21 protein-coding genes and 1 tRNA gene are annotated in these 22,182 nt (G+C 73.0%); 8 read left to right on the forward strand and 14 right to left on the reverse strand.

Features of this window, described 5'->3' with window-relative positions:
- The 3 genes from JK356_RS13205 to JK356_RS13215 form a co-directional block, all read right to left on the reverse strand.
- Positions 1-518, reverse strand: a 518-nt coding sequence (locus tag JK356_RS13205) for a DUF5710 domain-containing protein (RefSeq protein ID WP_201867895.1), incomplete at its 3' end; no start/stop codon positions are given.
- Positions 519-589: 71 nt separating this feature from the next.
- A complete protein-coding gene (locus tag JK356_RS13210; protein WP_201867897.1) occupies positions 590-1,486 on the reverse strand; it encodes a hypothetical protein in 897 nt (298 codons plus the stop codon).
- 163 nt (positions 1,487-1,649) lie between these two features.
- Positions 1,650-1,721: transfer RNA gene (locus JK356_RS13215), tRNA-Val, on the reverse strand.
- A 61-nt stretch (positions 1,722-1,782) separates the two neighbouring features.
- On the opposite strand from JK356_RS13215, the gene JK356_RS13220 reads away from it, so the two are divergent.
- The 3 genes from JK356_RS13220 (at position 1,783) to JK356_RS13230 (ending at position 4,195) form a co-directional block, all read left to right on the forward strand.
- Complete coding sequence (locus JK356_RS13220) at positions 1,783-3,174, forward strand: hypothetical protein (RefSeq protein ID WP_374100652.1); 1,392 nt, start codon at positions 1,783-1,785, stop codon at positions 3,172-3,174.
- 39 nt (positions 3,175-3,213) lie between these two features.
- A complete protein-coding gene (locus JK356_RS13225) occupies positions 3,214-3,441 on the forward strand; it encodes a zinc ribbon domain-containing protein (RefSeq protein ID WP_201867899.1) in 228 nt (75 codons plus the stop codon).
- A gap of 106 nt (positions 3,442-3,547) precedes the next feature.
- Complete coding sequence (locus JK356_RS13230) at positions 3,548-4,195, forward strand: DUF4383 domain-containing protein (protein ID WP_201867900.1); 648 nt, start codon at positions 3,548-3,550, stop codon at positions 4,193-4,195.
- Here JK356_RS13230 and JK356_RS13235 read toward each other — a convergent pair.
- The 3 genes from JK356_RS13235 to JK356_RS13245 are packed head-to-tail and all read right to left on the reverse strand — an operon-like array spanning position 4,125 to position 8,694.
- Positions 4,125-4,973, reverse strand: coding sequence for an HAD family hydrolase (locus tag JK356_RS13235; RefSeq protein ID WP_201867901.1), 849 nt, complete (start codon positions 4,971-4,973; stop codon positions 4,125-4,127). The two genes, JK356_RS13230 and JK356_RS13235, sit on opposite strands and share 71 nt — an antisense overlap.
- Positions 4,970-7,480, reverse strand: coding sequence for a phosphoribosyltransferase (locus tag JK356_RS13240; protein WP_307815559.1), 2,511 nt, complete (start codon positions 7,478-7,480; stop codon positions 4,970-4,972). Before JK356_RS13240 ends, JK356_RS13235 begins: the two co-directional genes overlap by 4 nt.
- The gene (locus JK356_RS13245) at positions 7,477-8,694 is read right to left on the reverse strand and encodes an HpcH/HpaI aldolase/citrate lyase family protein (RefSeq protein WP_201867902.1); all 1,218 of its coding nucleotides are present in this window, start codon (positions 8,692-8,694) and stop codon (positions 7,477-7,479) included. Before JK356_RS13245 ends, JK356_RS13240 begins: the two co-directional genes overlap by 4 nt.
- Positions 8,695-8,807: 113 nt before the next feature.
- On the opposite strand from JK356_RS13245, the gene JK356_RS13250 reads away from it, so the two are divergent.
- A complete protein-coding gene (locus JK356_RS13250) occupies positions 8,808-9,542 on the forward strand; it encodes a TerD family protein (RefSeq protein ID WP_201867906.1) in 735 nt (244 codons plus the stop codon).
- 21 nt (positions 9,543-9,563) lie between these two features.
- On the opposite strand, the gene JK356_RS13255 is transcribed toward JK356_RS13250, so the two are convergent.
- The 5 genes from JK356_RS13255 to JK356_RS13275 form a co-directional block, all read right to left on the reverse strand.
- Positions 9,564-10,304: a Tellurium resistance gene (locus JK356_RS13255; protein WP_201867907.1), complete on the reverse strand. Its 741-nt coding sequence runs from the start codon at positions 10,302-10,304 to the stop codon at positions 9,564-9,566.
- Between the two features lie 82 nt (positions 10,305-10,386).
- A complete protein-coding gene (locus JK356_RS13260) occupies positions 10,387-11,538 on the reverse strand; it encodes a DUF475 domain-containing protein (RefSeq protein WP_201867908.1) in 1,152 nt (383 codons plus the stop codon).
- Between the two features lie 79 nt (positions 11,539-11,617).
- A complete protein-coding gene (locus tag JK356_RS13265; RefSeq protein WP_201867909.1) occupies positions 11,618-12,193 on the reverse strand; it encodes a TerD family protein in 576 nt (191 codons plus the stop codon).
- Between the two features lie 107 nt (positions 12,194-12,300).
- Entirely contained in the window at positions 12,301-12,759 is a 459-nt protein-coding gene (locus JK356_RS13270) for a peroxiredoxin (protein WP_201867910.1), read from the reverse strand.
- Positions 12,760-12,877: 118 nt separating this feature from the next.
- Positions 12,878-13,312, reverse strand: coding sequence for a DUF3052 domain-containing protein (locus JK356_RS13275; protein WP_201867912.1), 435 nt, complete (start codon positions 13,310-13,312; stop codon positions 12,878-12,880).
- 292 nt (positions 13,313-13,604) lie between these two features.
- Here JK356_RS13275 and aceE point away from each other — a divergent pair, with 292 nt between their 5' ends.
- The 3 genes from aceE to JK356_RS13290 all read left to right on the forward strand — a co-directional run bounded on the left by aceE (position 13,605) and on the right by JK356_RS13290 (position 18,728).
- The gene (gene aceE, locus JK356_RS13280) at positions 13,605-16,337 is read left to right on the forward strand and encodes a pyruvate dehydrogenase (acetyl-transferring), homodimeric type (RefSeq protein ID WP_201867914.1); all 2,733 of its coding nucleotides are present in this window, start codon (positions 13,605-13,607) and stop codon (positions 16,335-16,337) included.
- Between the two features lie 207 nt (positions 16,338-16,544).
- Complete coding sequence (locus JK356_RS13285) at positions 16,545-17,711, forward strand: alpha/beta hydrolase (RefSeq protein WP_307815560.1); 1,167 nt, start codon at positions 16,545-16,547, stop codon at positions 17,709-17,711.
- A 129-nt stretch (positions 17,712-17,840) separates the two neighbouring features.
- Positions 17,841-18,728 carry a DUF4429 domain-containing protein gene (locus tag JK356_RS13290; RefSeq protein ID WP_201867918.1) on the forward strand — a complete coding sequence of 296 codons (888 nt, stop codon included), beginning with the start codon at positions 17,841-17,843 and terminating at the stop codon, positions 18,726-18,728.
- Between the two features lie 72 nt (positions 18,729-18,800).
- Here JK356_RS13290 and JK356_RS13295 read toward each other — a convergent pair whose 3' ends face one another.
- A complete protein-coding gene (locus JK356_RS13295) occupies positions 18,801-19,838 on the reverse strand; it encodes an aldo/keto reductase (protein ID WP_201867920.1) in 1,038 nt (345 codons plus the stop codon).
- Positions 19,835-20,320, reverse strand: coding sequence for a MerR family transcriptional regulator (locus tag JK356_RS13300; RefSeq protein ID WP_201867922.1), 486 nt, complete (start codon positions 20,318-20,320; stop codon positions 19,835-19,837). The genes JK356_RS13295 and JK356_RS13300 overlap by 4 nt, the downstream gene beginning before the upstream one ends.
- 156 nt (positions 20,321-20,476) lie before the next feature.
- On the opposite strand from JK356_RS13300, the gene JK356_RS13305 reads away from it, so the two are divergent.
- Positions 20,477-21,328, forward strand: a complete 852-nt coding sequence (locus JK356_RS13305; RefSeq protein WP_201868152.1) for a serine hydrolase — start codon at positions 20,477-20,479, stop codon at positions 21,326-21,328.
- Here JK356_RS13305 and JK356_RS13310 read toward each other — a convergent pair.
- Complete coding sequence (locus tag JK356_RS13310; protein ID WP_201867925.1) at positions 21,325-22,011, reverse strand: pirin family protein; 687 nt, start codon at positions 22,009-22,011, stop codon at positions 21,325-21,327. The two genes, JK356_RS13305 and JK356_RS13310, sit on opposite strands and share 4 nt — an antisense overlap.
- Between the last annotated feature and the right edge of the window lie 171 nt (positions 22,012-22,182).

Below are 22,182 nucleotides of genomic sequence, written 5' to 3' on the forward strand. Positions count from 1 at the left end.
CCGGTGACGGCGCGCAGGTGCGCGAACGCCTGGGCCTCGACGCCGCGCACCTGGGCGTAGCCGTAGTGCGTGACGGTATGGCAGTCGCTGCACAGGCAGATCAGCCGCCGCAGCGTCTGGGTGCGCGTGTCCTCCTGGTACGTCCACCGCTCGTGGGCCTCCAGCCAGCGGCGCGCCGCCCGGTCCTCGGCGGCGCCGCAGACCTCGCAGCGCCGCCCCGCCCGGCGGGTGATCATCCGGCGCAGGCGTTCCCAGTCCCGGGCGGTGACGCACGAGCGGACGTTGGTGAACCAGCAGCTGCTGGGCACGAGGTCCACGAACAGGCCGTCGCCGCAGGAGCGGTCCTCGCCCGGCAGCAGGTCCGGCACGTCCGGGGCGGCGGCCCACCGCTCCAGCGCCGTCATCCCGGGCCGGGGCGCGTACCACCGCTTCTCCGCCCGGTCCCACCGGGCGCCCGCCGCCTTCGCCTGGTCCTTCTCCGCGAACGGCACGTCAAGCCAGATCCGTCCGGCCGCCACTGACCCTCCTTCGCCGCTCCGCGCTGCCGCGGCCGATCCTAGGACCGGCCGCGGCGCCGTGCGGGCCGCGGTCAGGGTTCCGCGATGGTGCCCAGCCACACGGGAGCGGGGAGCGACCAGTCGTCGCCGCGGCCGACCTCGATCGCGATCTCCCGGCCGTGCTCCTCGGCGAGGGTCCAGCCGAAGACGTGCGCAAGGGTCTCTCCGGGCGCGAGACGCCCTTCCAGGTAGCCGGTCTCCCCGTACGCCTCGAACCGGGTGGTATCGGCCCGGCCGCCGTTGGTGACCCCCTCGGCGCCGGGGAAGAGGTGCGACAGGTCGAAGGGCGCGGAGCCGTTGTTGGTGATCGTCAGATCGGCGACGAACGGCAGTTGGCCGTCCTCCACGAAGTCGTACTCGCCGATGTCCTGCGCCGGGACCTCGCGGAGGCCGCCGACCGTGAGGGAGAGGTCGTCGTCCCAGGTGTAGGTCTCGCCGAGGGCGCGCTCGGGGGCCGGCGCCAGTGCGGAGGCGTCCTCCTGGCCGTCGTCAGCGCCGTCGTCAGCGCCCTCGTCGCAGTCGTCGTTGCGCCACGCGCCGTCCTCAAGGATCCAGCGGGCGCCGCCGGATCGTTCGGACTCCTCGTCGAGGGCGTCGATGCCGCTGACCGCCGAGACCCGGGCGGTGCCGTCCTCGATGTCACGGACGTTGATCTCCCGCAGCTCGATGTCGCCGTAGATCTGGGAGAACAGCTCCAGGCGCGTCCTGACCTCGTTCTCGTTCGTGGCCTGGCGGCAGCGCTCGGACAAGCTGGCCAGAACGGCGTCGGCGTCGCCCTCGTTCATGGCGGTGACGTAGTCGCGGAGCGCGCGTTCGACGTCGGCCTCGGCGGTAGCGCTGGTCGCGCTGTCACCGTCGCCGCCGCAGCCGGCGAGGGTGACGGTCAGAGTGACGGCCGTGGCGAGTAACAGGGTCCGGGCGCGTGTCATACCGCCACCCTGGCCGGGCGACGCCGCGCGTGCGGCCAGAGTGACGCTCCCGTGATGTCACGATCCCGTTACCGTGCGCTGCATGGGGATGCCCCGCGCGTGCCCACGTGCCGTCAGCTCTCCGCCGTGCGGGGCGGAGAGCTGACGGCCGCGGCTTTCCGGGTGGGTGCAGACGGGTTCGAACCGCCGACATCCGCCTTGTAAGGGCGGCGCTCTGCCACTGAGCTATGCACCCGGCAGATGAAGCCACAGCCTACATGCCGTCGCCGCCCGGCCGTAGGGAGCCGGGGGCTGGAATGGGAGAATGGCCCAGCAGGCGCGGCGTACTCGTGGCGGGGAGAGGAGCGCGTGTGACAGTGACCGCGACGGCGAAGCATGCCGTGAGAGAACTCGCCGGAGCCGTGCTGCTGCTGCCGCTGCCGCTGGCCGCCCTCGCCGGGGCGTTCGCCGGGGGCGGCACGTGGCGGTGGGGGCGTGGCCGGGTGGAGGATCTGCGGGCGGAGGCGCAGGAGGCGAAGGACGCCGCCGCGGCGGCCTTCTACGAGCTGGACACGGCCCAGCGCGAGCTGCTGATCACCGTGGAGACGATCACCGCCGCCGACGACTCGGCCGACGCGGCCGGTGCGGCCGTGGCGTTCCGGGCGCTGGGCGAGCGCATCGACCAGGTCAGCCAGGAGTACATCGCGGCGGTCGACGCCCACGATCTGGACAGCGGCACGCTGGACGCGGCCGCCGCCTCGCGGGCGACGCGGCAGCTGCGCGCCGCGCGGGACTCGCTGCTGCGCGTCAAGGGCGAGCTGGAGCGGTTCGGGCAGGGGCTCGGGCCGCTGCTGGCGCGGGCGGAGTCGCAGCTGGCCAAAGTGGCCCCGGCCGTGGAGCGGGCGCGGCAGGCGCTGCGGGAGGCCACGCAGGCGCTGGACGAGGCGCGCGCCGCCGGGATCGCCGCCGAGGAGCTGGCGGCGTCGCTGGCGGCGCTCGGGCCCGAGCTGCGGCTGCTGAACGAGGGTGCCGGGCAGCACGGCATCCAGCCGACGATCCGCCGCGCCGAGGACGTGCGGCGCCGGGCGGGCGCGATCGCCGCCGAGGCGAGGCGGCTGCCGGAGCAGGCCCGGGAGATCGACCGGCGGCTGTCGAGCCTGCGGACCCGGGCCGAGGCGATCACGACGCGCTCGGAGAAGGTCGAGCCGGTCCTCAGCGAGCTGCGGCGGCGGTTCAGCCTGGCCTGCTGGCAGGACCTCCAGGGGGCGCCGGAGCAGGCCGCCGCGTGGGTGCGCGAGGCGCAGGAGGCGCTGGCGGGCGCGCGGCGGGCGCGGCAGGCGCAGCGTTTCAAGGAGGCGACGGCCCTGCTGTCGCAGGCGCACGGGCTGCTGGGCCGGGCCGACGAGGCGGTGTCGGCGGCGGGCGAGCGGCTCCAGCGGCTGAACGAGGTGTCGTTCGACCCGAGCAAGGAGATCGAGCGGACCCGGTTCGTGATCAAGGATGCGCAGCGGCTGGCGATGGCGGGGCGCACGATTCCCGACCCGCGGCACGCCGGGCCGCTGGACCGCGCGGTGGAGCGGCTGGAGCGCGCCGTGAGCGACCTGGAGAACGGCGGGCGCCACCCCGACTACTGGCTGTTCCTGACGGAGACGGAGGCGGTGCGGGCCATGGTCGCCTCGGTCGTGGAGGACATCAGGTCGGGCAACTGAGCCGGGTACCGGCGGCTCGCGGGCGGCTACTCTGCTGGTATGCCGCGTTACGAGTACCGCTGCCGGAGCTGCGGCAGCCAGTTCGAGCTGAACCGTCCGATGGCCGAGTCCGGTGCGCCCGCGACCTGCCCGTCCGGGCACGATGACACGGTCAAGCTGCTGTCCATGGTCGCCGTGGGCGGACGTGCCGCCGCAAGCGGCGCGGCGCAGGCCGCCGCGCCCGCGGGCGGCGGGGGCGGCTGCTGCGGGGGCGGCTGCTGCGGCTGAGGCGCCGGAGGGGGATTCATCGGCGGCCGCCGGGGAACCTGGTAGACGCACCCGGCAATCCGGGTCATCCGGTTTCGTCCCCTTCGTTCCGCGCCGGAGGTCGCCGATGGCCACGACGTTCCACCACGAGCCGTACTCGCGCGGCGAGCCGCGCCTGCCGCAGGTCGGCCCGCGCGGACTGCTGGCCCGCGCCCGCCTGGACGAGCACCTGCCGGTGCACCACCGGCTCAGCCGCGTCTACCGCGCGGGCGCGGGGCTGGTGGGGCTGTTCCTGGTGGTCTTCGGTGTGCTGGGGGTCACGGGCAACATCGGCTTCTTCTCCACCGGCGACAACACCGTCCTCGGCCTGAACACGAACGGCGCGCTGAGCTGGCTGTCGATCCTCGTCGGCCTGCTGCTGCTCGTCGGCATGGTCAAGGGCGGCAACTTCGCGTCCTCGCTGAACATGCTGCTGGGCGTGCTGTTCGTGCTCAGCGGCTTCGTGAACCTGGCGCTGCTGGAGCGCGGCGACTGGAACGTGCTGGCGTTCCGCCTGCCGAACGTGTTGTTCAGCTTCGCCGTCGGCCTGCTGCTGCTGGTCTTCGGCATGTACGGGCGGGTCAGCGGCCGGCTGCCGCACGACAACCCGTACTGGCAGGCCCGCCACCCCCTCGAGGCCGAGGAGGAACGGCGGCGGCGCGAGCTCAGCCAGCGGGCTGAGCGGGACAGCCGGCCGCCCGGGTCCCCTCCCGCACGCGGGCGAGAAGAGTCCTGACGATCTCCTCGCCGCACTGGACGCCGCGCGCGGCCAGCGCGGTGACGTGCGGGGCCTGCCACCCGGTCTCGGCCAGTTCGCCGTGGCCGGGCCGCCAGCCGTGGTCGGCGGCGAGCAGCAGGTCGGTGTCGAGAAGGGAGTCCCCTGCCGCCAGCGTCAGGGTGGCCCCGGTGCGGCGGGCGACCTCGGCGACGGCGGCGCTCTTGGTGAGCGGCCGGGGCACGGCGTAGATCTTGCGGCCCTGGAGGGAGACGGTCCAGCCGCGCGGTTCGGCCCAGTCCGCCAGCTCCTTGGTCCAGGCGTCCGGCAGCTGGTCGCGGTCGACGACCAGGTAGGCGAAGAGGTCCTCAGCCTCACGGTGCGCGCGCAGCCACGCCGGGTCGGACGTGGCGCGCATCCGCTCGGAGACCTCGCGCAGCGGGGCGCAGCCGGCGGCCAGGGCGCGGCGCACCCGGGCGTGCCAGCCGGCGTCCGTCTCGCCGTCGACCAGCAGGTGGCCGCCGTTGGCGCAGACCGCGTAGCGCGGCGGCGGGCCGGGCAGCCGCACCCGCTGGTACTGGACGCGGGTGCGGGTCGTGGTAGGCACGAAGTGGGCGCCGGGCGCGGCGGCGAGGTCGGCCAGCAGCGCGGCGGCGGTCTCGGTGACGTACGACAGCGGGCGGGAGTTGTAGGTCTCGACGCTGACGAGCCGGGGCGCTTCGGCGTCGGGGACGTCCAGGGCGAGCGCCGCCGCCGAGTAAATGAGCGTCCGGTCCAGATCAGAGGCGACCAGGATCACTGTGCGGCCTTTCCGTCGGCGCCGGTGGCGCCCCTGGTGTAGCGGGGGTGGATCAGCCCCACGCAACTGTAGGGCAGGTCGTCGGTCTCCTCGACGGGCACGCCCCGCTGCTCGGCGAGCAGCCGGATGTGGTCGAGGTCGGCGCCCGCGCCGCGCCGGGTCAGCACGCGCCAGGGGACGCGCCGCAGCAGCACGCGGGTGGTCTCGCCGACGCCGGGCTTGACGAGGTTGACGTCGCCGATGCCGTACTCCTGGCTGATGCGCTCCACGGCGCGCCAGCCCGCCCAGGTGGGGGTGCGGTCGGCGGCGAGCAGCGCGGCGGCGTCGGCGGCGGCCTCCCCGGTGACGTCGTCGAAGTGGGCAGTGATGGTGTCGAGGAAGTGCGCGGAGACGTCGGCGCCGGCCAGCTCGCGGTAGAACTTGGCGCCGTGGAAGTCGTCGGGCCCGACCAGGTCGGCGCGCAGGACGGTGCGGGAGACCAGCCCGGAGACCGTTGAGTTCAGGCAGGCGGAGGGGATGAGGAAGTCTTCGCGGGTGCCGTAGGTGGTGACGCAGCCGCCGGGGTCGGCGAGCACGGCGAGCGAGGGGTCGAAGTCCGGGAACGGCGCAAGGGCCGCGGCCAGTTCGCGGGTGATGGCGCCCTTGCCGGTCCAGCCGTCCACGAAGACGCAGGATGCCGGGTCATGGTGGTGGGCGAGCCAGCGCAGGGCGGTGGTGTCGATGCCCCGGCCGCGCACGATGGAGATGGCGTAGTGCGGCAGGTCGAGCCCGTGGACGTGGCGGGCCCAGCGGCGCATCAGCACGCCGATGGGGGTGCCGGCGCGCGCCAGCGACACCAGCACGGGCGGGGCGCCGGGCCGGGAGCGCTCGGCGAGCACCGTGTCGGTGACGGCGCCGACGGCACGGGCGATGCGGCGGGAGGACGCGGCCAGCGCCGCGTGGAAGAGGCGCTGGTACTCGGGGGTTGGCTGGTACTCGATGGGCAGCGACTCGGCGTAGTGGGCGCCGCCGGCCTGGATGGCTTCCTCCCGTTCCTCGGTGGGTGCCTCGAGTTCGGCGTCCGACAGGTCCTGGAGCAGCCAGCCGACGTCCTCGGGCGGGTAGGAGGAGAACGCGGGGCCGCGCAGCGGCTCGGGCAGCCGGCCGGGCGCGGCGGCGGCCGGGCTGCCGGTGCTGGGTGCGGTGCTGGGGGCGGTGCCGGTGTCCGTGCTGGGGGCGGGAGTGTGGCTGGGTATCACGGCGTAGATCACCCGGGGGGTGTGGGCGGCGAGGCGGTCCAGCAGACCGCCGGGGGCGTGCAGGGCGGGGGTGTCGCCCGCGGAGTCGGTGACGGCAACGATGGCGTCCCAGTGCCCTCCCGCGACGTTGTAGGCGAAGCGGGGCCCCGGCCCGTCGGCGGGGGCGTCGTGGGCGGGGAAGCGGAGGGCGGTGCGGATGGCGTAGCCGGGGTCGTCCACGGCCAGGACCGGCGAGCGGGTGGTGGAGGAGAACAGCACCTCGGTGCCGCGCAGCGCGGCCCGCTCCGCCAGCGCCCCGGCCAGGCGCAGCGGCGCGTACATCAGCTCCTCGGTGCCCAGCACGAGCACGCGCCGGGCGGGCGCGGGCAGCGCGGCGGCCAGGCGGGCCGCCATGCCGGGCAGGGCCGCCTCCAGGTGGGCGCGGTGGGCGGGCGTGAAGCCGTGGCGGGCGCCGTCGGGCAGGCCCTCGGGCCAGCCGAGGTCGACGCGGTGCGGCGGCGCGGCCGGGACACCGGTGCCAGTGCCGGTATCAGTGCCGTCCGGGCCGCCGTGGGCGGCGACGAGCGCGGCGCCGCGGTCGAGGACGTCGCCGGGGAGGGAGACGCGGCCGGTGCCGAGCGCCACCACGTCGATGCGGGTGCCGTGGTCGGCGGCGAACTTGGCGAGCGCGGCGCGGTCCGCGTCCGTGCGCATGTCCACGAGGGCGGCGACCACGTACCGCTCGCGCGGCCAGCGGCGGTGCAGGCTGGCGAGGGTGTTGCGGACGGTCCGGCCGGTGGACAGCTCGTCGTCGACGAGGACCAGCGGGCCGGTGCCCGCCAGGAACCCGGGGTCCTCGGGCAGCAGCAGGTGGGAGGTGTGGTGGCTGTGCTCCTCCTCGAAGCCGCCGACCGGGGCAAGCCCGGGCACGGGCCGGCGGGTGGAGTGCAGGTACGCGGCAGCGCCGAGCCCGTCGGCGACCGCGTGGCCGAGGCCGGTGGCGGTCTCGGCGTAGCCGAGGACGGTGGCGCGGCGGGCGGCGGCCTCGCCCAGCTGGACGCGCACGCGGTGGCCGAGTTCCGTGCCGGCGCCGTAGACCCTCGCGGGGCGCTGCGGCACGTGCTTGCCGAGCACCGTGGACACCAGCAGGTGCGCGCGGCGCGGGTTGCGCCGTATCGCCAGGCCGAGCAGCTCGCGGAGAATCCCGCTCCCGCCGCCGGACGCCGTTCCCGTCAGCGTCACGCCAAGCCGCCGGGTGACCCACTCCCCCGGCCACACCCCGGCGCTCACGCGGCCCGCCCGAGCCCGGCGGCGAGCAGGTCGACGAAGTCGACGCCGTCACGGGAGACGCCGAACAGCTCCGCCCGCAGCATCGTGCGTTCCGCCCACGAGCGGTGGGGTTTGACCTCGTTCATCTTGTTGGTGTAGGCGGAGCGGAGCACCCCGCCGCCGGACGCCGTGCGCAGAATGTCGGCGGCGTCGCTGTACTCCTCCATGGTCACGACGGACAGCGCGTGGACGGGCGCCACGTGGGACGGGTGGATGCAGGTCTTGCCCAGCAGGCCGTTGGCGCGGTCGAGCGCGATCTCGCGGAGCAGGCCGTCCATGTCGTGCTCGATGAGGCGGGCGCGGAGCGCCTCGGCGCCCCTGCCGCGGAAGGGGCTCAGCCGCAGCTGCGGCTTGAACATCCGCTCCTGGGTGCGGAAGTACTCCCAGACCGGGCCGGTGATGGTGTAGCCGGTGCCGTCGGAGCGGCCGAAGACGTTGACGACGTCGCCGATGGCCGAGGCGACGAGCTGCACGTCGTAGGCGGTCATGTCGGGGGTGCGGCGCAGGCCGTAGGCGGCGCAGAAGTCCGTCACCCCCAGGCGTATCGCCGGTATGCGGTCCCGGTACTTGTCGATGACGCGGGCGACGGCGGCCAGCGCGGCGGCGCGGGTCTCCAGGTGCAGCAGCTCCGGCGACTCCAGCACCGGCATGGCCAGCAGGCGGCGGCCGGAGAGCACCTCGGCACCGGTGAGCGCCTCCAGGAACGCCGGCCCGGAGACCGCCGTGAACTTCGGCAGCACGAAACCGGTGAGGACGGACAGCCCCCGGCCGAGGCGGCTGGTGAGGCGCGTGATCTGGTCAGCGCTGCGCACCCGGATGAACAGCAGCGGCAGCTGGCCGGCTCCGGCTTCCCCGGAGTCCTCCCCGGCGTCCGCGCCGCTGCGGCCGGCCTCGCTCTCCGCCAGCGCGGTCAGCTGGCGCAGCAGGTTCTCCTCGGCGTCGGCGACGTCGGCGTCGCCGATGGCGTCCTCCAGGCACAGCACCATCGACACCACGCCGCTGGCGGCCTGCTTGCGGATGTCGTCGGCGAGCCCGGGCCGCGTGGCCGGGCTGTAGAGCGTCGCTCCCAGCGCGGCACCGAGCGTCCGCACCGGCGACTCGGGGCCGAACTCGGCGGGCTCCTTGTAGAACAGCTCGCGCCGCCGCGCAGGGGGCAGATGCCCGTAGTGCCGCATGGTGTCTCCCCGCCTGTTGCCGTGCCGCTGCCGCGCCCGGTTGGCGCGGTCGGCTTCCGGTCATCGTACGGGCGCCGTTGTTTCACCAGTGCGGCGGCAGGCAGGATTCCGGCATGACGGACGCCCTGGAGAGGGGAGCGGTCAGGCCGCTCCCGCCGACGGTGCGCGCGGTGCGGGCCGTGCTGCGGTGGACGCCGGTGGCGGCGGGCCCCGGGGCCACCCGGACGCGGGTGGACGCCGATCTCTCCGCACTGCTGCTCGCCCCCACCGGGCGGGTACGCGGCGAGGCGGACCTGGTCTTCTACAACCAGCCCAGGCACCCGTCCGGCCTGGTGCGGCGGCTGCCGAAGTTACGGGACGCCGGCGGGCTGCTGGACGCGGTGGAGGCGGAACTGGCCCTGCTGGAGCCGGGGGTGACGCGGCTGCTGTTCGCGGCTTCGGCGGAGCACGGGTTCCATGCGGCGGCCAGCCGGCCCCGGCTGGAGCTGCACGAGGCGCCGCGTGGCGGCACGGCGGGGGGCGTGCTGGCCGTCTTCCCGCTGGCGCCGGCGCCGGGCGAGACGGCCGTGGTGTGCGGAGAGCTGGCGCGGACGGCGGACGGCGGCTGGGAATTCCGCGCCTCGCAGCGCGGCTTCGCCGCCGGACTGGCGGCGCTGGCCGCGGAGTTCGGCGTGCCGGCCTCACCTGACCCGCCGCCGCGTCCGGTCCCGCCAGGCGCCTACGTTCCGCCGCGGCGCCCGGCGCCGTCGCGGCCGGACCCGCGCCGGCATCCGGCCTACGGGTATCCGCAGCCGGACCCCGCCTTCACGCTGCCGCCGCAGGGCCCGCAGTTCCTGCCGGGGCGGTGACCTTCCGCCCCGGCGGCCGGCTCAGACGCGGGACTTGTAGCCGCGGCCCCAGGACATGCCCCAGCCGTAGAGGCGGTCGATCTCCGACTGGAAGCCGTAGACGTACTTCACCTCGCGCCGCGCCACCAGCTGGCCCTTGTGGTGCTCGATCAGGGCGACGGCGCACGACCGCGACTGCGGCGCCGGGTCGGTCAGGCCGATCTCGATGTTCTTCCCGTCGCTGGTGACGAGGGTGACGACGACGTTGGCCCGGGCGAACACCGGTACCCCGTCGTAGATGTAGGCGAACACCAGCAGCCGCTTGAACTGGTCCTTCTGGTCGAGGTTGACGTAGATCGTCTCGCCCGAGGCCGTGCCGAAGCGGTCGTCGCCGGACAGCTTGATGTACGGCGGCGCGTTGAAGTCGCCCAGCAGGTCGCCGAGCGGCTGCACGACGCCCTTGGTGCCGTCCGCCAGCTCGTACATGCAGGCCAGGTCGATGTCCACGTTGGCCAGGCCCTGCGTGTGGTTCTGGATCTCCGGCGGCTTGAACAGCTTCCACGGGTGGCGCCAGACGCTCTCGCGGCGGCTGCCGATGTCCGTGCCGTGCATGCGCCAGGACAGCTCGATGCGCAGCGTCCCCGTGTCGGCCCCCTGCCCGGTGAGCGAGACCACGGGGCGGCGCTTGGTCAGCTCCATGGCGTAGGTCAGACCGCCGCCGACCGTGTCGAACTTCTGCACCGGCTCGCCCCCGCGCCGCCAGTACGACCACAGCGACGCCATGGTCCGTTCCTCCCTCGCTGGCACGTAACGGGGCGGCCGGTGTGACCGCCCCGTTACGAAGGCTTCCGCGTTCCGGCCGGGCTCACACCCCGCTGGTCACCGAGGGTTTCTCCGCTGTTCCGCCCGCCTCACCGCCGTTCCGTGCGGCGTCGGCGCGGTTGGCAAGGACGGACGACCAGAACGCCGCCGCGATCAGGCCGACGCCGACCAGGCCGGTGACCACCTCGGGCAGGTGCCAGCGGATGCTGATCAGCAGCATCACGGCCAGGGCGCCGATGGCGTAGTGCGCGCCGTGCTCCAGGTACCGGTACTCGTCCAGCGTGCCCTGCCGGACCAGGTAGATCGTGAGCGACCGGACGTAGAAGGCGCCGATGCCCAGGCCCAGGGCCATGGTGAAGATCTCGTTGGTGATGGCGAAGGCGCCGATGACCCCGTCGAAGGAGAACGAGGCGTCCAGGACCTCCAGGTAGAGGAAGAGGAAGAACGCCGCCTTGCCGCCGACGCCGATCACCGAGGGCTGCCGGCCCGCGCGCCGCTCGGCCTCCTCGGCTTCTTCCTCGCGCTCCTCCTCTTCTTCCAGGCGGTTCTCGAAGTAGCCGGACAGGCCGCCGACGATGAGGTACGTCAGCAGCCCCGCGACGCCCGCCAGCAGCACGGTCTGCGACTTGTCGGCGTGCAGCCCGCCGTGCTGGTACGCGTTGGTGGCGACCGTCGTGGCGGTCACCAGCAGCGCCAGCAGCGCCAGGCCGACGGCGGCGCCGTCCACCTTGCCGACCCTGGACAGCGGCCGCTCCACGAACGGCAGCCAGTTGTGGTCCCGCGCCTCGAACAGGAAGTTCAGGCAGATCATCAGCAGGAACATCCCACCGAACGCCGCGATGGCCGGGTGGGCGTCGGTGACCATCTCCTCGTACTGGTCGGGATCGTCGATGGCGAGTTCAACGGCTTCCCAGGGGCCGACGCCCGCCGTGACCGAGACGATCGCGACCGGGAAGACCAGGCGCATGCCGAAGACGGCGATCAGGATGCCGATGGTGAGGAAGATCCGCTGCCAGAAGGCATTCATCTTCTTCAGGACACCCGCGTTGACCACCGCGTTGTCGAAGGAGAGGGAGATCTCCAGGATGGAGAGGATCGCCACCAGCGCGAAGCCCTCCCAGCCCCAGAGCAGGAAGGCGGCGACGAAGCCGACGGCGGTGATGGCGAATGACCATCCGAACGTTCGCAAGAGCACGAGACAGTCCTAGCGTTCCAGGTCGGGCGGGTGCACGGATATGGGAGCGGGCGTGGCGCCGCGGGGCTCGGGGACCATGTCAGACGTTGACCCCGTAGTCGAGCGCGATGCCGCGCAGGCCCGAGGCGTACCCCTGGCCGATGGCGCGGAACTTCCACTCGGTGCCCCGCCGGTACAGCTCACCGAAGACCATCGCGGTCTCGGACGAGGCGTCCTCAGTCAGGTCGTACCGGGCCAGCTCCCGGCCGTCAGCCTGGTTGACGATCCGGATGAACGCGTTGCGGACCTGCCCGAAGTTCTGTCCCCGGGTGTCGGCCTCGTAGATGGACACCACGAAGACGATGTTCGTGATCTCGGCGGGGACGGCCGTCAGGTCGACGTTGATCGTCTCGTCGTCGCCCTCGCCCTCGCCGGTGAGGTTGTCGCCCGTGTGCTGGACCGAGCCGTCCGGGCTGGCCAGGTTGTTGAAGAAGACGAAGTGCTGGTCGGAGGCGACCTTGCCGGTCGACGTGCACATCAGTGCGCTGGCGTCGAGGTCGAAGTCGGCGCCGGTAGTCGTCCTCACGTCCCAGCCGAGCCCCACGGAGACCGCGGTCAGATTGGGTGCTTCCTTCGTCAGTGAGACGTTGCCGCCCTTCGTCAGGCTGACTCCCACGGCTCCGACTCCTTTCTGTAGATGCTCTCCAGCTGTCGCGCCGGGCCGGACGTGCCGCCCCCGTGGTCCCGGCGTGTCCACGTAGCTTCCCCCGGGCAGCGGAGGGATTACAGCGATTCCAGTGCCGTGACGTAATCGTTCAGGTCGCGCGCGTCGGGCAGGGCGTTGACCACGTTCCAGCGGACCACGCCCTCCTTGTCGATGATGAAGGTGCCGCGGACGGCACAGCCCTTGTCCTCGTCGAAGACGCCGTAGGCGCGGGAGACCTCGCCGTGCGGCCAGAAGTCGGACAGCAGCGGGTAGCTGAGCCCCTCCTGGTCGGCGAAGACCCGCAGCGAGAACTGGCTGTCGTTGGAGACGGCGAGCAGCTGCACGTCGTCGTTGACGAACGCGGGCAGCCGGTCCCGCAGGGCACACAGCTCCCCGGTGCACACGCCCGTGAAGGCGAACGGGAAGAAGAGCAGGACGACGTTCTTCTCACCGCGCAGGCCGGACAGCGTGACGGTCTGGCCGTGCTGGTCCTTGAGCGTGAAGTCGGGGGCCTTCGTGCCGGGCTCGATCGCCATGGGCAGGTATCCGTCCGTTTCTTTACCAAGCGTTGAGGTTCTGCCCCAGCCTACGACGCGGTCCCTGGGGGCTCGCGAGCCCCCAGGGACCGTCACCGGCGGCACCGGCCGCCGCGCGTCACTTCTTCCCGGCCGTCTTCGGGGTCACCAGGCGGCTGCCGGACCAGTCCTTGCCGGCGCTGACGCTCTTGGTCTGCGCCAGGCCCGCGGTCTTGGCGGCCTCCCCGATGTCGCTGGGCTCCACGTAGCCGTCACGGCCCGTCTTGGGCGTCAGCAGCCACACCGGAGCCCCCGGATCGATCATGGTTGTGGCATCCACGAGCGCATCGGTAAGGTCACCGTCCTCCTCGCGGAACCACAGCACCACGGCGTCGGCCACGTCGTCGTAGTTCTCGTCGACGAGTTCCTCGCCCGTGATGGCCTCGATTCCCTCGCGGAGTGCCTGATCGGCGTCATCGCCGTAGCCGATCTCCTGGACCACCTGCCCGGGCTGGAAACCCAGCCTCGCGGCGGGGTTGGCCCGCTCCTCCGCGTGGTCCGCGGTCGCGCTCACGGATTGCTCCTGTCCTCTTCGTCGGTCGTGTCGTGCGCCCGCGCGTTCGCGCGGCTTGGGCCGTAGTCCACACGGGCAGGACGGATCGCGCAAGTACCTGCCAGCGCGCCCGCCCGAACGTTGACGCCCGTATCCACGCTAGTGGTCCATGCCACGGCCGCCGGGGCCGGGGCGCCGGGACCCCGGGACCAGGGATTACCGTTCAGTAGAGATGACGTTTCGCCGTTGGCGGTACACGATGGAGACGGCGCGACACCAGCAGAGCAGAACACACTCACAGTGAAGGAACAGCGTGGCTTCCGGATCAGATCGCAACCCGATCATCATTGGCGGCCTTCCCAGCCAGGTCCCGGATTTCGATCCTGAGGAGACCCAGGAGTGGCTCGACTCGCTCGACGCGGCTGTCGACGAGCGGGGCCGGGAACGCGCCCGCTATCTCATGCTCCGCCTGCTTGAGCGCGCGCGCGAGAAGAACGTGGCCGTGCCCGAGGTGCGGAACACGGACTACGTCAACACCATCGCCACCAAGGACGAGCCGCCGTTCCCCGGCGACGAGGAGATCGAGCGCAAGATTCTCAACGCGACCCGCTGGAACGCGGCCGTCACGGTCTCGCGGGCCCAGCGGCCGGGGATCGGGGTGGGCGGTCACATCGCCACCTTCGGTTCCTCGGCGTCGCTGTACGACGTCGGCTTCAACCACTTCTTCCGCGGCAAGGACGGGGAGGGAAGCGGTGACCAGGTGTACTTCCAGGGTCACGCGTCGCCGGGCATCTACGCCCGGGCGTTCCTCCTCGACCGGCTGACCGAGCGGCATCTCGACGGCTTCCGGCAGGAGAAGTCGGCGGCTCCCTACGGTCTGTCCAGCTACCCGCACCCGCGGATGATGCCGGACTTCTGGGAGTTCCCGACCGTCTCCATGGGCCTGGGCCCGATCAGCGCCATTTACCAGGCGCGCATGAACCGCTACATGCACGCCCGCGGCATCGCGGACACCTCGAAGTCGCGGGTGTGGGCCTTCCTCGGCGACGGCGAGATGGACGAGCCCGAGTCGCTGGGCCAGCTGTCGCTGGCGGCCCGGGAGGGCCTGGACAACCTCACCTTCGTCGTCAACTGCAACCTCCAGCGGCTCGACGGCCCGGTCCGGGGCAACGGCAAGATCATCCAGGAGCTGGAGTCGATCTTCCGCGGTGCCGGCTGGAACGTGATCAAGCTGGTGTGGGACCGCAGCTGGGACCCGCTGCTGGCCAAGGACCACGACGGCGTCCTCGTCGACCGGCTCAACAAGACGCCCGACGGGCAGTTCCAGACATACGCCACGGAGAGCGGGGCGTACATCCGGGAGCACTTCTTCGGCGCGGACGAGCGGCTGCGCGCGATGGTCGCGGACATGACCGACGACCAGCTGCTCCACCTGGGGCGCGGCGGCCACGACCACCGGAAGATCTACGCTGCGTACAAGGCGGCCACCGAGCACAAGGGCCGCCCGACGGTGATCCTGGCCCAGACGATCAAGGGCTGGATGCTCGGCCCGAACTTCGAGGGCCGCAACGCCACCCACCAGATGAAGAAGCTCACGGTCGAGGACCTCAAGCGGTTCCGCGACCGGCTTCACCTGCCGATTCCCGACCGGGAGCTGGAGGACGGCCTGCCGCCGTACTACCACCCGGGGCGGAACTCGGAGGAGATCGAGTACATGCACGAGCGCCGCAGGGCGCTCGGCGGGTACCTCCCGAAGCGCGTGAACCGGGCCAAGCCGCTGAAGCTGCCCGGCGACAAGGCGTACGCGGCGATCAAGAAGGGCTCCGGGCAGCAGCAGGTCGCCACGACCATGGCGTTCGTGCGGCTGCTGAAGGACCTGATGCGGGACAAGGAGATCGGCAAGCGGTTCGTGCCGATCGCGCCGGACGAGTACCGGACGTTCGGCATGGACTCGCTGTTCCCGTCCGCCAAGATCTACAGCCCGGTCGGACAGCAGTACGAGTCGGTCGACCGTGACCTGCTGCTCTCCTACAAGGAGGCAGAGACCGGTCAGATGCTGCACGACGGGATCACCGAGGCGGGCTGCACGGCCTCGGCGATCGCGGCGGGTTCGGCGTACGCCACGCACGGTGAGCACCTGATCCCGGTGTACGTCTTCTACTCGATGTTCGGCTTCCAGCGCACGGGCGACCAGTTCTGGCAGATGGCCGACCAGCTGGCGCGCGGCTTCGTGCTGGGCGCGACCGCCGGGCGGACGACGCTGACCGGTGAGGGCACGCAGCACGCCGACGGCCACTCCCAGCTGCTGGCGTCGACCAACCCGGCCTGCGTGGCCTACGACCCGGCCTACGGCTATGAGATCGCCCACATCGTGCAGGACGGCCTGCGCCGGATGTACGGCGAGAACCCCGAGGACGTCTTCTACTACCTCACGGTCTACAACGAGCCGATCCAGCAGCCGGCCGAGCCGGAGAACGTGGACGTCGAGGGCATCCTCAAGGGCCTGTACCGCCTGAAGGAGGGCGAGGCGGGGTCCGTGCCGGCGCAGATCCTGGCGTCGGGCGTGGCCGTGCCGTGGGCCCTGGAGGCCCAGCGCCTGCTGGCCGAGGAGTGGGACGTGCGCGCCGACGTCTGGTCCGCCACGTCCTGGAACGAGCTGCGGCGCGACGCCGTGGCCGCCGAGGAGCACAACCTCCTCCACCCGGAGGAGGAGCAGCGCGTGCCGTACGTCACGCAGAAGCTCTCCGGCGCCGAGGGCCCGTTCGTGGCCGTATCCGACTGGATGCGCTCGGTACCCGACCAGATCGCCCGGTGGGTGCCCGGCACCTACCAGTCGCTGGGCGGCGACGGGTTCGGCTTCGCCGACACCCGCGGCGCGGCGCGGCGGTTCTTCCACATCGACGCCCAGTCGATCGTGGTCGCCGTGCTGACCGAGCTGGCCCGCGAGGGCAAGGTCGACCGCTCCGTGCTGAAGCAGGCGATCGACCGCTACCAGCTGCTCGACGTGACGGCCGCCGATCCGGGCACCGCGGGCGGCGACGCGTAAGCGCGCGCGGCACCGGCGCACACCACAGCACACAGCGGGTGCCTCCCGGCCGGGCAACAGCCGGGAGGCACCCGCGTGTTGCGCGCCGCCGCGCCAGGCCCCCGGGCGCGGAAAGGGGGTGGCCAGGCGGCGCTGGCTCCTGCCTATGATGCCGGGATAGTGCTACCAGTTCGTACGAAAGTCACGGGGGAATCCACCGTCCGGCGGGTGCTGCTGCCGCTGGCGGTGGTGTTCGCGGTACTGGCCACGGCCGGCTGGATCGCCCGGGGCGACGCCCCGCCGCCCGGCGCCGTCGAGCGCCAGCTCGCGGCGTGGCAGCGCGGCAGCGTCGCGGGGCGGCCGCTGCCGGAGCCGGACGCGCCGCCGGAGCGGGTCGCCGGGTTCTTCGACGGCCTCACGCGCGGGCAGCGGCTCCGCCTGGCCCGGGAGTACCCGCTGGTCGTCGGCAACCTCGACGGCGCGCCGCTGCCCCTGCGGTACCACGCCAACCGGATCGCGCTGGCGGCCGCCGAGCGCGCCGAACGGGAACGCTCGCGGGACCCGCACCTGTCAGCCGAGGGCCAGCGGGAAGCGGGCCGGAAGGCCAACCGCTACGCCTCCCTGATGAAGGACGGCCGGCAGATCATCGCCTTCGATCCCACGGGCCGGGGCCGGGCCGCCGAGGTGTACGGCGACCTGGCGGCGGCAGACCGCATCACCGTCGTCGTGCCCGGCGTGAACACGGAGATCCTCAACTTCGAGCGCACCAACGGCAAGTACACCGCGCCCGCGGGCATGGCCGAGGCGCTGTACCAGGAGCAGCGGGCCGTCGCGCCCGGCGCGGAGACGGCCGTGATCGCCTGGGCCGACTACGAGGCGCCGACCGGCGTCGCGCTGTCCGCGGCGACCGCCGGGCTGGCCGAGACCGGTGCCGAGCGGCTGCTGCGCTTCCTGCGGGCCCTGCCGCAGGACGCCGGGGTGACGCTGGCCTGCCACTCCTACGGCTCGGTCGTGTGCGGCATCGCCGCGGACTCGCTCCCTCCGGCCGTCACCGACATCGCCGTGGCCGGCAGCCCCGGCATGCGGGCCGGCAGCGTAACGGACCTCGGCACCCGGGCGCGGGTGTGGGCGATGCGGGCACAGGGCGACTGGATCGAGGACGTGCCGCACCTGGAGATAGGGCCGCTGGGGCACGGGGCCGACCCGGTGTCCGCCTCCTTCGGCGCCCGGCGGCTGGGCACCGGCGCGGCGCGCGGCCACGACGGCTACTTCGTGCCGGGAGCGGAGAGCCTGACGAACCTCGCGCGGGTCGGCGCCGGGGACGTGAACGACGTGCGCTGCGCCCCCGGAACGGAGCGGTGCGCTCCGTTCGATCCGTGCGCCACGCCCGGCTGAACCGGTGCGCCGGGCGCGGCGCCCGGCACCAAAGCCCGTGCGGCTGGCCCGGTTTCCGCGGCTCCCTGACCAGGACACGCCCCGCCCGAGGCGGCGGAAACGGCGGCGGGGACGCTTACGATGAGCCGCATGGGTGATGTGCTGGCAGGTATCCACGCCAGGTGGGAGTTCGACACCGACTCCGTGCTCATCCGCTTCGAACGGGGGATACGCACACCGAAGCTCCTCCAGGTGCTGGCGGAACGCCGCATCCCGTACGAGGCGTTGAGCTCGGTGACGCTTGAGCCGGGATCCAGGAAGGGCACCGTCGTGCTGCGCGCGACGCCGCGGCCCGGAGCGGATCCGCTGGTGGAGACGGCTGCGGGGCAGCTGCGGCCGACCGCCGACCCGTACCGGCTCGTGCTGCCGGCCGAGCGGGAGACGCTGGCGGACTACTACGCGACGGAGCTGCGGTCCGCGCTCGGCCCGGCGGCCGACCAGGAGGCCGAGGAGTTCCTGGTGGCCGCGCCGCCCGCGCCGCTCCAGTTCAAGGCGTACGACGGCAAGGCGTCCTTCGACGGCAAGGTGGTCTCCTTCCGCTGGTTCTGGACGGGGGCCTCCTCGGCGAAGTGGAAAGCCGGCGACCAGTCCTTCCCGGTCAGCGAGCTGGCCGGGGTGGAGTGGCGTTCGCCGGAGATCGCCGGAGGCCATCTGCGGCTGCGGCGGCGCGGCCCGGACGGGGCGCCGGAGGAGGCCGTCGGGCCGCCGGACCAGGACCCGGCGGCCGTCGTCTTCGGCCTCGGCTACGGCCTGGTGCACGAGTCGCTGCCGCTCGCGGCGGCCGTGCTGGAGGCCGTCCGGGCGGCCACGCCGCCCGGCAGCGCCCCGGCGAGCGGCGCCCCGCGCCCCGCCAACCACCGGGCGGACCCGGCCGACATCGCCAACCGGATACGCCACCTCGGGGAGCTGCGGGCGGCCGGGCTGCTCACCGAGGAAGAGTTCACCACCAAGAAGACGCAGCTGCTGGCCGAGCTGTAGGCCCGGGCGGACCCCGCCTGCCCCCGGCGGCCGGCCGCCGGGGGCAGGCGGGGCAGCGGGCCCGGGTGCCGGTTACTCCCGGGAGGCCGACGTCTGCGTCATGTCGGAGTACCGGTCGCCGGCGACGCGGGAGGCCAGGGGCTCCAGCTCGGCCAGCTCAGCCTCGGTCAGCTCGATGCGCGCGGCCCCGGCGTTCTCCTCGACCCGGGACCGCTTGCGCGTGCCCGGGATCGGGACCACGGTTATCTGCCGCACGCTGGCCTGCTGGTGCACCCAGGCCAGGGCGATCTGCGCGGGCGTGGCGCCGTGCGCCTCGGCGATCGCCCGGACCGGCTTGAGCAGCTCGCGGTTGGCCCGCGCGTTCTCGCCGGTGAACCGGGGCTGGGTACGGCGGAAGTCGCCTTCGGGCAGCTGCGAGGCGGCGTCGGCGAACGCGCCGGTGAGGAAGCCGCGGCCGAGCGGCGAGTACGGCACGAAGGCAACTCCCAGCTCGCGCGCGGCGGGCACGGCCGTGCGTTCCACGTCGCGCGAGAAGAGCGACCACTCGGACTGGACGGCGGCGATGGGGTGCACGGCGTGGGCCTCGCGCAGCTCCGCGCCCGTGACCTCGCTCAGGCCCAGGTAGCGGACCTTGCCCTCCTTGACCAGCTCGGCCATGGCGCCGACCGACTCCGCCAGCGGCACCTCCGGGTTGCGGCGGTGCATGTAGTACAGGTCGATCACGTCCGTGCCCAGCCGCTGGAGGCTCTTGTCGACGGCCTCGCGGATGTAGGCGCGGTCGTTGCGGATGCTGCGCCGCTTGTAGTCGAGCGGGGCTTCGGGGTCCGCGACAATACCGAACTTCGTGGCGAGCGTGATCTCGTCCCGGTGCGCCTTGACGAAGGGCGCGAGGAACTTCTCGTTCTCCCCGAATCCGTACAGGTCCGCGGTGTCGAACAGGGTGATGCCGAGCTCCAGGGCGCGTTCGAGCGTGGCGCGGGCCTCGTTCGCGTCCGTGGGCCCGTACGCGAAGCTGATGCCCATGCATCCCAGGCCCTGGATGCCTACCTGGGGACCGCCGCTGCCGAGCGCGACGGTGGGAAGCGGGGCGTTACTGTACGAGGTATTCATGCGGTGGTCTCGGACCTTTCCGTCGCCCAGAGGGCGTCAGGGTGGGAGTACTCGGTGTAGATGCTGATCTTGTAGTCGAGTACGGCCAGGGCGTCCTGGAGTTCCGCGATGCGCTGCCGGACGTTGTCACGCGTCGCACACAGCAGCGCGCGGCGTTCGGGGAAGGTGTGCTCCCCCGCCCGCACCATCTCCGCGTAACGGACCATGTCCGCCACCGGCATGCCGGTCAGGCGCAGCGCGCGGACGAGCCACAGCCACTCCAGATCACGGTTGGTGTAGCAGCGCTGACCGGTGTGCGACCGGGGCACGGGCTCCACCAGCCCGATCCGCTCGTACCACCGGAGGGTGTGCACGCTCAGCCCAGTGTGCGCGGACACCTCGCTGATCGTGTATCTGTCCTGGCCGTCCGGGCGCGGGTGCGGACGGTCGATGGAGGCGCAGCGGTTGACGGCGGGCGCGTGATCCTCCTGAGTCAGCGTCATGGGGGAAACGCTAAAGAGTTGGAGCGCACTTCAGGCAAGCCTTTAATGAGGCTACTCGCGGGGAACTTCTGCGGCCCGCCGTCCCGCCGCCGGAATCCCTTCCCGCCGCCGGGCGTGTCATCGCTGCGGGTTACGCTCGGGCACATGCCACCACGCATGGAGAGCCTGAGGATCATCGACGGCTGGCCCGTCGGCGCGGCCGCGGCGGCTGTGGTCACCGGCCCGGGCACCGTCGCCGGCAGCCACGGCCCGGCCGACCGGCCGTTCGCGCTGGCGTCCGTCACCAAGCCGCTCGCGGCGTACGCGGTGCTGATCGCCGTCGAGGAGGGCGCCATCGAGCTGGACGAGCCCGCGGGACCGCCCGGCTCGACGGTACGGCACCTGCTGGCGCACACCTCGGGCCTGGCCTTCGACAGCGACCGCGTGATGGCCGAGCCGGGCACGCGGCGGCTGTACTCCAACACCGGCTTCGAGGTGCTGGGCGACCACCTGGCGAAGGCGGCGGGCATGCCGTTCCCGGTCTACCTGCGCGAGGCGGTGCTGGAGCCGCTGGGCATGACCGCCACCACGCTGAACGGCTCGCCCGCCAAGGACGGTGTCTCGACGCTGGCCGACCTGACCCGCTTCGCCGCCGAGCTGCTCGCGCCCCGGCTGCTGGCCCGCCAGACGCTCGACGAGGCGACCACGGTGGCGTTCCCCGGGCTCAGCGGCGTGCTGCCGGGGTTCGGCCACCAGCGGCCGAACGACTGGGGCCTGGGCTTCTCGCTGCGCGGCCACAAGTCGCCGCACTGGACCGGATCGGCGTCCTCACCCGGCACGTTCGGGCACTTCGGGCAGTCAGGGACGTTCCTGTGGGTGGACCGGGCGGCGGCGCGCGGCGAGGGCGCGGCCTGCGTGGCGCTGGCCGACCGCCCCTTCGGCAGCTGGGCCGCCGAGGCGTGGCCGCCGTTCACCGACGCCGTCCTCGCCGAGCTGGCCGGCGCGCCCGGGGAGGCGGGCTCCCGCTAGCCGGGCAGCACGAAGAGCAGCAGTTCGGCGCCTCCACCGGTCCCGCCACCGGCCTCGGCGTTGGTCTGGGTGATGGCCTCGGCTGCCAGCGGGCCCGCGGCGGTGAGGCGGGCGGCGTCGCCCTCAGCGAGCGTGTAACTGCCGAGCCGCACGCCGCCGCGCGCGACGTGCGCGTACACCAGGGGCGCGTCGGGCAGGCGGATGCGCTCCCCCGCACCGAGCCGCCGCACGTGCAGCTCGGCACCGGACCCCGGCAGCAGGTACGGCCTGGACAGCTGCCGCACCACCTCGTACTCCGGCTCCCCGCCGGGCCGGGCGGGCACCAGCCAGGTCTGGAGGAAACGCAGCGGCGCGCGGCCGGCGTTGCGCTCGGCGTGCAGCACGCCCGAGCCCGCGGTCAGCCGCTGCACGTCCCCGGGGCGGATGACGGTGGCGCGGCCGTCCGCGTCCTCGTGGGTCAGCTCGCCCTCCAGCACCCAGCTGACGATCTCCAGGTCACGGTGGCGGTGGAGCGCGAACCCCGCGCCGGGCGCGAGGCGTTCCTCGTTGCAGGCGGTCACCGCACCGAAGCGGAGATGGTCCGGGTCGTAGAACTGGCCGAAGGAGAACGCGTGCCGGGTATCGATCCCCGCCGCGGGATCGCCGCCCTGGAAGCGCTCGGCGGCGCGGCGCACCTCGATCATGCGCCCACCGTATACGCACCCGACTGGCATGGTCCGGGGCCACATGAGGCAGGCTGGTCTCCGTGTCCGACGCCGACGACAACACCCACGAGAACCACGGCACCACCCCGGGCGGCACCCGGGGCGGCGCCTCCCGTGACACCCGGGGCGGCAAGGCCGCGGGACTTCCCG

The organism is Streptomyces sp. 7-21, assembly GCF_016741785.1.
Classification (GTDB): domain Bacteria; phylum Actinomycetota; class Actinomycetes; order Streptomycetales; family Streptomycetaceae; genus Streptomyces.

Bases quoted from the DNA above. Each gene is read 5' to 3' on its own strand.
- JK356_RS13210 (WP_201867897.1), bottom strand. From the start codon at position 1,486: ATGACACGCGCCCGGACCCTGTTACTCGCCACGGCCGTCACTCTGACC.
- JK356_RS13220 (WP_374100652.1), top strand. From the start codon at position 1,783: ATGGGAGAATGGCCCAGCAGGCGCGGCGTACTCGTGGCGGGGAGAGGA.
- JK356_RS13225 (WP_201867899.1), top strand. From the start codon at position 3,214: ATGCCGCGTTACGAGTACCGCTGCCGGAGCTGCGGCAGCCAGTTCGAG.
- JK356_RS13230 (WP_201867900.1), top strand. From the start codon at position 3,548: ATGGCCACGACGTTCCACCACGAGCCGTACTCGCGCGGCGAGCCGCGC.
- JK356_RS13245 (WP_201867902.1), bottom strand. From the start codon at position 8,694: ATGCGGCACTACGGGCATCTGCCCCCTGCGCGGCGGCGCGAGCTGTTC.
- JK356_RS13250 (WP_201867906.1), top strand. From the start codon at position 8,808: ATGACGGACGCCCTGGAGAGGGGAGCGGTCAGGCCGCTCCCGCCGACG.
- JK356_RS13255 (WP_201867907.1), bottom strand. From the start codon at position 10,304: ATGGCGTCGCTGTGGTCGTACTGGCGGCGCGGGGGCGAGCCGGTGCAG.
- JK356_RS13270 (WP_201867910.1), bottom strand. From the start codon at position 12,759: ATGGCGATCGAGCCCGGCACGAAGGCCCCCGACTTCACGCTCAAGGAC.
- JK356_RS13290 (WP_201867918.1), top strand. From the start codon at position 17,841: ATGGGTGATGTGCTGGCAGGTATCCACGCCAGGTGGGAGTTCGACACC.
- JK356_RS13295 (WP_201867920.1), bottom strand. From the start codon at position 19,838: ATGAATACCTCGTACAGTAACGCCCCGCTTCCCACCGTCGCGCTCGGC.
- JK356_RS13300 (WP_201867922.1), bottom strand. From the start codon at position 20,320: ATGACGCTGACTCAGGAGGATCACGCGCCCGCCGTCAACCGCTGCGCC.
- JK356_RS13305 (WP_201868152.1), top strand. From the start codon at position 20,477: ATGGAGAGCCTGAGGATCATCGACGGCTGGCCCGTCGGCGCGGCCGCG.
- JK356_RS13310 (WP_201867925.1), bottom strand. From the start codon at position 22,011: ATGATCGAGGTGCGCCGCGCCGCCGAGCGCTTCCAGGGCGGCGATCCC.